General features: G+C 57.9%; 10 protein-coding genes. 4 read left to right on the top strand and 6 right to left on the bottom strand.

The annotated features are described in order from the left end of the window. From AC4GMC_RS12930 to AC4GMC_RS12905, 6 genes are all read right to left on the bottom strand, one after another. Positions 1 to 830: nitrogenase component 1 (locus AC4GMC_RS12930; protein ID WP_488047557.1), on the bottom strand; the 830-nt coding region annotated here is incomplete at its 3' end. Then, positions 817 to 993 (bottom strand): hypothetical protein, encoded by a 177-nt coding sequence (locus AC4GMC_RS12925; protein WP_158508590.1) that lies wholly within the window; start codon positions 991 to 993, stop codon positions 817 to 819. The genes AC4GMC_RS12925 and AC4GMC_RS12930, both read right to left, overlap by 14 nt. Next, positions 986 to 1,990: a chlorophyllide a reductase iron protein subunit X gene (locus AC4GMC_RS12920; protein WP_487878436.1), complete on the bottom strand. Its 1,005-nt coding sequence runs from the start codon at positions 1,988 to 1,990 to the stop codon at positions 986 to 988. The genes AC4GMC_RS12925 and AC4GMC_RS12920 overlap by 8 nt, the downstream gene beginning before the upstream one ends. Position 1,991: 1 nt before the next feature. Next, positions 1,992 to 2,924 (bottom strand): chlorophyll synthesis pathway protein BchC, encoded by a 933-nt coding sequence (gene bchC, locus AC4GMC_RS12915; RefSeq protein ID WP_487879432.1) that lies wholly within the window; start codon positions 2,922 to 2,924, stop codon positions 1,992 to 1,994. 122 nt (positions 2,925 to 3,046) lie between these two features. Then, positions 3,047 to 4,177, bottom strand: a complete 1,131-nt coding sequence (locus AC4GMC_RS12910) for a methyltransferase (RefSeq protein WP_487878438.1) — start codon at positions 4,175 to 4,177, stop codon at positions 3,047 to 3,049. Next, on the bottom strand, positions 4,174 to 5,046 hold the full coding sequence (locus AC4GMC_RS12905) for a polyprenyl synthetase family protein (protein ID WP_487879238.1): 873 nt from the start codon (positions 5,044 to 5,046) through the stop codon (positions 4,174 to 4,176). The genes AC4GMC_RS12910 and AC4GMC_RS12905 overlap by 4 nt, the downstream gene beginning before the upstream one ends. 92 nt (positions 5,047 to 5,138) lie before the next feature. On the opposite strand from AC4GMC_RS12905, the gene crtD reads away from it, so the two are divergent. The 4 genes from crtD to AC4GMC_RS12885 all read left to right on the top strand — a co-directional run bounded on the left by crtD (position 5,139) and on the right by AC4GMC_RS12885 (position 9,184). Further along, complete coding sequence (crtD, locus tag AC4GMC_RS12900; RefSeq protein WP_487878751.1) at positions 5,139 to 6,692, top strand: 1-hydroxycarotenoid 3,4-desaturase CrtD; 1,554 nt, start codon at positions 5,139 to 5,141, stop codon at positions 6,690 to 6,692. Beyond that, a complete protein-coding gene (crtC, locus tag AC4GMC_RS12895; RefSeq protein ID WP_487878752.1) occupies positions 6,647 to 7,513 on the top strand; it encodes a carotenoid 1,2-hydratase in 867 nt (288 codons plus the stop codon). The genes crtD and crtC overlap by 46 nt, the downstream gene beginning before the upstream one ends. Before the next feature lie 39 nt (positions 7,514 to 7,552). After that, on the top strand, positions 7,553 to 8,101 hold the full coding sequence (hslV, locus tag AC4GMC_RS12890) for an ATP-dependent protease subunit HslV (RefSeq protein ID WP_487879239.1): 549 nt from the start codon (positions 7,553 to 7,555) through the stop codon (positions 8,099 to 8,101). Between the two features lie 63 nt (positions 8,102 to 8,164). Continuing rightward, complete coding sequence (locus AC4GMC_RS12885) at positions 8,165 to 9,184, top strand: alpha/beta hydrolase (protein WP_487880165.1); 1,020 nt, start codon at positions 8,165 to 8,167, stop codon at positions 9,182 to 9,184. Positions 9,185 to 9,203 lie beyond the last annotated feature (19 nt).

The raw sequence follows: 9,203 nt of genomic DNA, 5'->3' as shown, positions 1-9,203 counted from the left end.
TCCAAGGCTGAATAGAGCTCACGCCACTCACGGCAGGGAACGACCGGACCTGCCGCCAGACCGAGTGGCGCGAGCATCCCTCCAATTCCTATCGGATCTGCAGGGAACATTTCGCCCAACAGGGTCACTGTCGGACGATCCGCTTTGCCCGCTGCGGGGGAAGCGACCGGTCCGGCCTCCACTTCCTTGCGGGCGTAGTTGAGCATCGCGCCGGCCAAAACATCCTTGGCCTCCGCGTGCGTCGGAATACCAAAGCCGGGGACGTCGATGCCGACGATCCGCACTCCATTGATTTCATCGGGAAGCAACCGCAGCGGCACACCAGACGCGGTGGGCACGCACAGGTTGGTCACGACCACAGCGTCATACCGTTCAGGATCAGCCATTTCGTGTACTGCATCCCGGATATCCTCGAACAGTTTACCCGTCACGAGGGTCTCGGAATTGAAGGGCACATATCCGACCGAACGGCGCGCCCCGTAAAAGTGGCTGACAAATGTCAGTCCATAGACGCAACAGGCCGACCCGGACAAAACCGTGGCCGTGCGGCGCATCCGCAGACCCACGCGCAGCGAACCGAACGCGGGGCACATGGATTGGGGTTTATCGTGGGGGCCTTGGGGATAGTCTTTTGCGTATTGATCCAGAATGTCGGATTTGCCCGCCATACGGGCAGCCGCTTCCATTTCACCGGCGCCCGCGTGACATCCCATACCATCAACGGGTGCAGCACCCACAGGTGCCTCATCCCGGTCTTGGCCGAGTGTGACCTCTACTTCGGCCGTGTCATCATAGCTGACCTCAGAGCCGCGCGTGTCATGCTTGTCCATCGTGCACCTCTTTTGTGAAGCCGAAGGGACATTGCACCTGATCATCACGCGCGATCATGCGTTGAAGTGTGCGGATAGAGCGGTCCTCTGCGACCGTTTCCGCGATGGGTGTTGCGGCGCGTTCGGCCTCATCCCATTGAGACAGTTCCTGAAGATCAAACATTGTCGTAAATGACCTCCAAGCTTTCGATGGGCTTAGCATTCTTGCCGCGCATGTCGGTGTCTGTGGCTGGCTCAAGCTTGACGCCTGCGCCGGTTTCGGAGCCGTCGAACAGTTCCAACAGGCCATCTTGGCTTAGGGCTGTAGGCCGCTGAGGAGGGGCCAGCGCAACGTTGTCGCCAAGAGCCGCGAACAGGGAGCCCCATTCGCTCTCGGCGGTGCCGACGATTTGGTAGTTTGCAGATTTCTTGCGCAGGTCATCATTTTGCGGGATCGAAGCAAGGATCGGAATATCCACAGCCTCAGCAAAGGCCTGTGCCTCGCCCGAACCGTCATCTTTGTTGATTACAAGGCCCGCAACGCCGACGTTGCCACCCAGCTTGCGGAAGTATTCCACCGCCGAGCAGACATTGTTGGCCACATACAGGGATTGCAGATCGTTTGATGCAACAAGGATAACCTTTTGCGCCATATCCCGGGCGATGGGCAGGCCAAAGCCGCCGCATACCACATCCCCAAGGAAATCGAGGAGAACATAGTCAAAGTCCCAATCATGGAACCCCAGCTTTTCGAGCAATTCAAAACCGTGGATAATCCCGCGGCCACCACAGCCACGACCCACTTCGGGGCCGCCCAGTTCCATGGCAAAAACACCGCCGCGCTTGAAGCACACGTCACCGATTTTGACTTCTTCGCCCGCGAGCTTCTTCTTGGTCGAGGTCTCGATGATTGTGGGGCAGGCTTTGCCGCCGAACAACAGTGATGTGGTATCTGATTTAGGATCACACCCAATCAACAGAACCCGTTTGCCCTGTTCAGCCATCATGTGGCTGAGGTTGGCCAACGTAAATGACTTGCCGATGCCACCCTTGCCATAGATCGCAATGATCTGGGTTTTTTTTGTGGGCTCGCCCTGGGGCACTTCCAGTGTGGGTTCTTCGGCCGCTTCGTCACGCAGGCGGTCGTTGAATTCCTTCAGGTTCGGTACATCAAGGGTCATTCTAGTGCTCCCAATTAAGGATCATCTTCAGGCAGGTTGGGTCATTGAACGCGGTCTGATACGCACTCGCGGCCCCTGCTGGTGAAGATTGGTGGGTAATAAGTCCGGCAAGGCTAAGCGCGCCGGTTTCAATAAGATCGCGAGTGGCGATCAGGTCGTCTGGGGTCCATTCTGCGGCGATGCGCAGGCGGGCTTCTTTCATGAACGCAGGCGGGAAGGCAAAGGTCAGCGGCGCGGGATAAAACCCGGCCAACACGACCTCACCACCTTTGGCGATGCGCGATACGAAGGTATTCAAAAGGTCACCGTTGCCCGAGGCGTCGATCACGACGTGGTAGTCGTGGCGCGGGTCCGCATCTGGGTGGATGACTTCATACCCTTCAGCACCGGCCATACGGTCGGCGTTAACCTCCCACACGGTGGGTGTTTTGCCGGAAGCGATACAGATACGGGCCAAAAGGCGGCCAAACACACCGTGACCCACAATCAGGTCTGGCAGTTCTGCGATGGGCGCGCAGATGGCATGACGCGCCGTCGCGGCCAGCGCCAAAAGGGACCCTTCGGCGCCCAGCTGACGATCAATTTTCACCGCACGCGCGCTGTCGGACACAAGGCGATTGGAGGCGCCACCAAACAGGCCCTTCACATCGCCGTAGCAATTCGCACCCGGGACAAACACGTGATCACCGACCGTGAAACCCGCGTCAGGCCCCGCATCAACCACCTCGCCCGAGGCCTCATACCCAGGGATCAGGGGATAGCCCATTCCGGGAAAGGGCGGCATGTTGCCAGACCAAAACAGTTTTTCGGTGCCCGTGGAGATGCCAGAGTGCGCAATTTCGACCACAATATCGGCAACACCAGGATCGGACAGCGCAACGGTTTGCACGTCTATCTCCCTCGGGCCGGTCAAAATTACTGCGGTCGCGTCCACGTCTGTGAGTTCCTTCACTCGCCTCGACTCTCCTTCGGAGACTCAAGGTGTGTCGATTTGTCGTGATGTAAGAATAAACTGACAGTTACTAATGTCAATTAAAACTGACACTCAGTATTGCATTAGCTCGAAGTATGCTTACGTGCTTCGATCACGTGGGTCACAAACGCACGCGAGCTGCCTTGATCCGTGATCGTCTTGAAACCGGCGTCAGACAGCATCTGTTTGATTTTATGCGGACTTCTGGCACGCCCAGTCTGCATCGCCAGTGTGTAGAACGCGAAATATCCATCACCACTGCGCGTAGGAATGTCGCCACCGGCCATAGGTTCGGACACGATCAAGCGCCCCTCTTTGGGCAGAGTGTCATATATTTTAGACAGTAGGGCAGCCACGGTTTCATCCGCATGATCATAGAGAACACGGACCAAAGAAATGACATCTGCACCCTGCGGGAGAGGATTATCGCGAAAGCTGCCCGGCGTAATTGTAACCCGCTCAGACAGTCCGGCTTGGGCAAATTGCGCCGTCGCATCGGGCACCACAGCGGCCAGATCAAATAGATGAAGTGCGGGCTTTTTATGACGCGCGCCAACAGCACGCAGAAATGCACCCGTTCCGCCACCAATGTCCAAAACAGTCTTTGCATCGCGCAGATCAACACGCGCCAATGTATCCTCAGCCACAAGGACTTGGCTTTGCGCCATTAGGTCAGAATATGTCCGTGCAGTATCGGGATCTTCGGCCTGCGCCGCGCCAAACACATAGGGCCAGAACTGAGCAAGCTCTGTATCCTTTTGCTGCGCAAGCAAAGCCACCGGATCCTCAAGATCGCGGTAAAATGCGCCGTGATGGCGGATCATAGCCTCTAGCCCGGGAACACCCTGCATCGCCGCGCCCAAGCGACCCGGCCGATAAAGCGCGCGCCTTTTCGTCAACAGACCCAAAGCTACTGCAGCGTCGCACAGTATTTCCATCCGGTCCGCAGTTAAGTCGGTGCCCTTGGCTAGATCGGTGGCCGACATAGGCCCAGCCATCAGCGTCGGAAGCAAGCGCAACTCAACCACGGCTAACAAAACTTGAGAATAAACAAAGCCCGAGACCAGATCGAACAGTTTTTCGCCGTCCTTGCGCGCAATGCGGCGGGTCAGCGGAAAGCGCGCAGCCCAACTTTGGAAACGCCGCGACGCGATCAAACGCGGCAACCACGGCCCCTTGCGGGCCACGGGCATCTGCGGATCGGCGAGTGTCATTCTGCTGCGGTGGATGCCGGCATCACCGGCGTCAGACGCTCAGCCGTTTTGCGCACCATCTCTGCGAGCATGGCTTCGCCCGGACACGATGGAATAGACGAAATCGCCCCGCCAAGGATATCCTCAAGGCGCTTTACCGCACCGCCAACGCCATATTCGCTTACGGCATTAGGGCGGTTGTGCAGCGCATCCTGACCGGCGGGCTTGCCAATCGTATCCGCATCATACAGCGCATCCAGTAGATCATCGGCCACCTGAAACGCCTCACCAATGCGGGCGCCAAGTTCAGTCCAGGGTTCAGCTTCTTGTCCGGCGGCGATCGCACCCATACGGGTCGCCGCAGTAAACAACGCGCCAGTTTTGGCACGATGATAGGCGGACAAATCAATATGCTCTTCGCTTTCCCAACCTTGGCCCGCACATATCCCGTTCGGCATGCCGGTAAAGTTCGCGAGTTCGGACATCAGTTCACCAGCGCGGGCAGGGTGCTGACGCGCGACCTGCGCCAACGTATCGAACCCCTGAATGATAAGGCTATCACCCGTCAGCAAAGCCAAGGCTTCGCCATATTCCCTGTGGACCGTTGGCTTGCCGCGCCGAATGTCGGCGTCATCAAAGCAAGGCATGTCATCGTGAACGAGGCTGGCGCAGTGAATAAGCTCAATCGACGTCGCCGCCGCATTGGACACATCGGGCGCATCATCACCACACGCCAATGCCACCGAAAGCGAAATCGTTGGGCGGATACGCGCCCCTCCGGGCTTCATCGCGTAGAACAATGCGCTGGAAAGCTGGGTAGGAGCAGAACCGCGCCGCGCCCGCAAAAGAGCCGCGTCAATCGCGTTTTCGATGCGAGTTTTCAAAGGCATATCGGTTCTCCGTACCGCTAGTGTCATAATTATCTGACACATACATGTAAATCACACTGGACATATGAGCCGTCCGAGTCAACTGTTTGTGTATGACAAGGCAGATTGTGATCATCGGAGCCGGGGTAGGTGGCCTCGCCACCGCCATGCGGCTGTGCGCCCATGGGAATGTCACAATTCTTGAGGCGCACGACGCCCCCGGCGGCAAGATGCGTACGGTCCCTTCCGACGCAGGGCCGGTCGACGCAGGGCCAACCGTGATGACCATGCGGCCTGTGTTTGAAGAATTATTCCAAAGTGCTGGTGCGCGGCTGGACGATCACGTGACCCTCGTGCCCGAAACAATACTTGCTCGCCATCATTGGCAGGACGGCAGCACACTAGATCTATTCGCGGACCCACGCGCATCCGAAGACGCAGTCGGCACATTTGCCGGAGCCAAATCTGCACGCGAATTTCGACGCTTTTCCAAGACCGCTGCGCAGCTGTTCAACGCCTTTGAGGGACCCATGATGCAAAGCGCGGCGCCGTCGCAAGACGCGCTAACACGACATGTGATGCGGCACCCCAGCTTGATCTCTGCGATGGCGCCCGGTTTATCGCTGGCGCGAAAACTCGCCCTGTCCTTTTCTGACGCGCGGTTGCGGCAATTGTTCGGACGCTACGCCACCTATGTCGGCGGCTCACCCTATCAATCGCCCGCCATTCTAGGCCTAATCTGGCACGCCGAAGCACAGGGTGTGTGGCGGGTTGAGGGTGGGATGCACATGCTGGCGAAAGCCATGGCCAATGTCGCCACACAAGCGGGTGCCACCCTTCGAACGAACAGCCCTGTCACCCGGATTGAAACGCAAGGCGACAAGGTTGTCGCAGTACATACCAAAGACACCCGCTACCCTGCGGATGTGGTCGTGTTCAACGGTGATCCAAAGGCATTAAACATTGGGCTTTTGGGAGCATCCTCACAAAAAGCTGTCCCAACCCAAGAACCCAGAAGCCTGTCGGCTTTTGTCTGGTCATTTGCAGCCACGCCATATGGTCTCGACTTGGATCATCACAATGTGTTCTTCGCAAAAGACCCTAAACAAGAGTTTTCCGCAATAGCTGCCGGGCAAATGCCCACCGACGCCGCGCTTTATGTATGCGCCCAAGATCGCGGAACGGGGGCACAACCGAACAGCCCAGAGCGGTTTGAAATCATCATGAACGGTCCGGCCCGCACCCAAACCGAACCGAGCCAGAAGGAGATGGATCAATGTCACAACGTGACCTTTCAGACGCTAGAGCGCATGGGGCTCAGGTTCTCTCCGCAGCCGTCAACAACCGCACTCACGACGCCCGAGATGTTCAATCATCTGTTTCCGGCATCGGACGGATCCCTTTACGGGCGATCCCCACATGGCATGATGGCGGCGTTCCAGCGCCCGACCGCGCGGACACCCTTGGCCGGGCTTTATCTCGCGGGCGGGGGGGCACACCCGGGGGCGGGAATTCCGATGGCGGCTCTCTCCGGCAAGCACGCGGCCGAGGCGATCATGGCCGACCTTGCTTCAACATCAACGTCCCAAAAAACGGCTACGCCTGGTGGTACATTGACGGCATCAGTGAAGACGGCAGCCGCGCAATCTCGATCATCGCCTTCATAGGGTCGGTCTTTTCGCCTTGGTATCGATGGTCAGGTCGCAAAGACCCCGCCAATCATTGCTGCATCAACGTCGCGACCTACGGACGGGGTGGACGCTGGACCATGACAGACCGGGGGCGTTCGGCGCTAAAACTTTCGGATGATACAATCACGGTCGGCCCTTCGTCCCTTAATTGGGACGGCGAAAAACTGGTTATCGACCTGAATGAAATCAGCACACCCCACGCACAACGGCTTGCAGGTAGGGTCACGATCCGACCCAAGACGGTCACCTCGGTTGAGCTGCCGTTGACCAATGACGGTCGCCATGTTTGGCGCCCCTTTGCGCCATCAAGCGACATTGAAGTTGATCTGAACCGCCCCGGTTGGCGCTGGAACGGGCATGGATATTTCGACAGCAACTTTGGCATCGCGGCCCTAGAGGACGATTTCAGTTATTGGACATGGGGCCGCTATCCGGTGCCGGGCGGTTCCGTCACGTTTTATGATGCGGACCGCCGTGATGGTAGCGAACTGTCAGTCGCGGTACGGTTCGGCGATGACGGATCAGTTGAGGAAATCCCCGGCCCCCCGCGCACCCGCATGGCAAGGTCCCGCTGGTTGGTCCGCCGTGAAACCCGCGCAGATCCCGGTACCACCCCGCGCGAGGTCAAAATGATGCTCGACGCTCCGTTTTATTCGCGCAGTGCGGTGAAAACAGTGATCAACGGTCACGAAACCACCGGCGTGCACGAAGCGCTTGACCTGAACCGTTTTGGGACGAAACTCATCAAGCCGATGCTGGCGGTCAAAGTACCCCGTCGCGCCCGCTGGCAATTTTGAACGACCCCCGGCATACAGGGGCCAAACGGAGGTCTAGAAATGAGCGAATTTCCCGGTTGGCACGGCACGACCATCATAGGTGTACGTAAGGGCGGCAAGGTCGTTGTTGCAGGCGACGGGCAAGTGTCACTTGGGCCCACGGTCATCAAGGGTACTGCGCGCAAAGTCCGCAGGCTTTCACCCGGTGGGCATGAAGTTGTTGCAGGCTTTGCCGGATCAACGGCGGACGCATTTACCCTGCTTGAACGGTTAGAGGCCAAGCTAGAGGCCACACCGGGTCAACTGGCCCGCGCAAGCGTTGAGCTGGCCAAGGACTGGCGCACCGACAAGTACCTACAAAAGCTAGAGGCAATGCTGATCGTTACTGACGGCACCGACTTGTTCGTGATCACCGGGGCTGGCGATGTACTTGAGCCGGAGCATGACATCGCCGCCATCGGATCAGGTGGGAACTTTGCGCTCGCGGCAGCGCGTGGCCTGATGGAAACCGACCTAGACGCCGAGACGTTGGCGCGCAAAGCCATGGCCATTGCAGCCGACATTTGCGTTTACACCAATGGCAAGCTCACGGTTGAAACGATCGGCTGACACATGTGGCGCGCGCTCATCGTTTTGGGACTACTGATGGGCTGCGCCCCGCGTGCAGCCCTAATGAGCGCACCGTCCGAACTAGATCTACCGACCCGTTCAGTGTTTGTGACGACGCAGCGTGGTATTGACCCCGACACCCGCGTTCTGACATCGGCACGCAGCCCCCAATCCCGCCACATGCAACTCGACATCACGCTGCCGCCCAATCGGCAAGAAGGTGAGGTTGCCTTTCCCTTTCGAAAGCCCGACCCTGAAACCGATATGTTGGTCCGGGATGTGACGCATTTTAGCACGCGGAGCGCGTTGATCTCTGGCGTTAAGCGCGCCTTGTCCCAAAGCGATGAAGACCGCGTTCAACTTTATATTCACGGTTACAACAACACCTTTGCTGACGGCGTTCTGCGCACCGTGCAAATGGCCGAAGATTTTGATTTTAACGGCGTATCGGCACACTACTCATGGCCGTCCGCAGGCAACGCGCTCGCCTATGCTTTTGACCGTGAATCCATCATGGCCTCGCGCGCAGGTTTGCAGGACCTCATCGTTGCACTTTCGGGTTTAGAGACCAAAGAATTCACAGTCGTTGCGCACTCCGTCGGGTCGGATCTGTTGATGGAGGTCCTGCGAGATTTGGCCATCTCGGGCCGAAGTGATGTGCTGGATCGGCTGGACGGCGTGGTGCTGATTTCACCAGATATCGATCTTGATGTCTTCAAGGCGCAGGCCACGCGGATTGGAAAATTGCCTAACCCATTTATCGTAATTGCTTCTCCGAATGATCGCGCGTTGACGGTGTCTGCGCGGCTGACAGGACAGATAAGTCGGGTTGGCTCTTTGGCAGATTCAGACGAGTTGGGCGCGTTTGATCTGTTGTTTTTGGATGTCAGTGGCCTGTCATCCGGGGGCGACAGGCTTGGGCACTTTACCGCCGCATCATCACCAGAAGCCATTCGCCTGATCCGCCAACTGTCAAAAACCGCTGATGCACTGGGCCGAGATGCAGCCCTCAAGCCAGGACTTATTCCAGGCTCGGTCATCAGAGCTCGCCAAACAACACGTATCATCCTTGGGCAGCCCTAGACCGATTGGTTGCGATTTT

The sequence above is a fragment of the Thalassobacter sp. genome, assembly GCF_982993085.1.
This window is presented reverse-complemented; position numbering and strand designations above follow the sequence as displayed.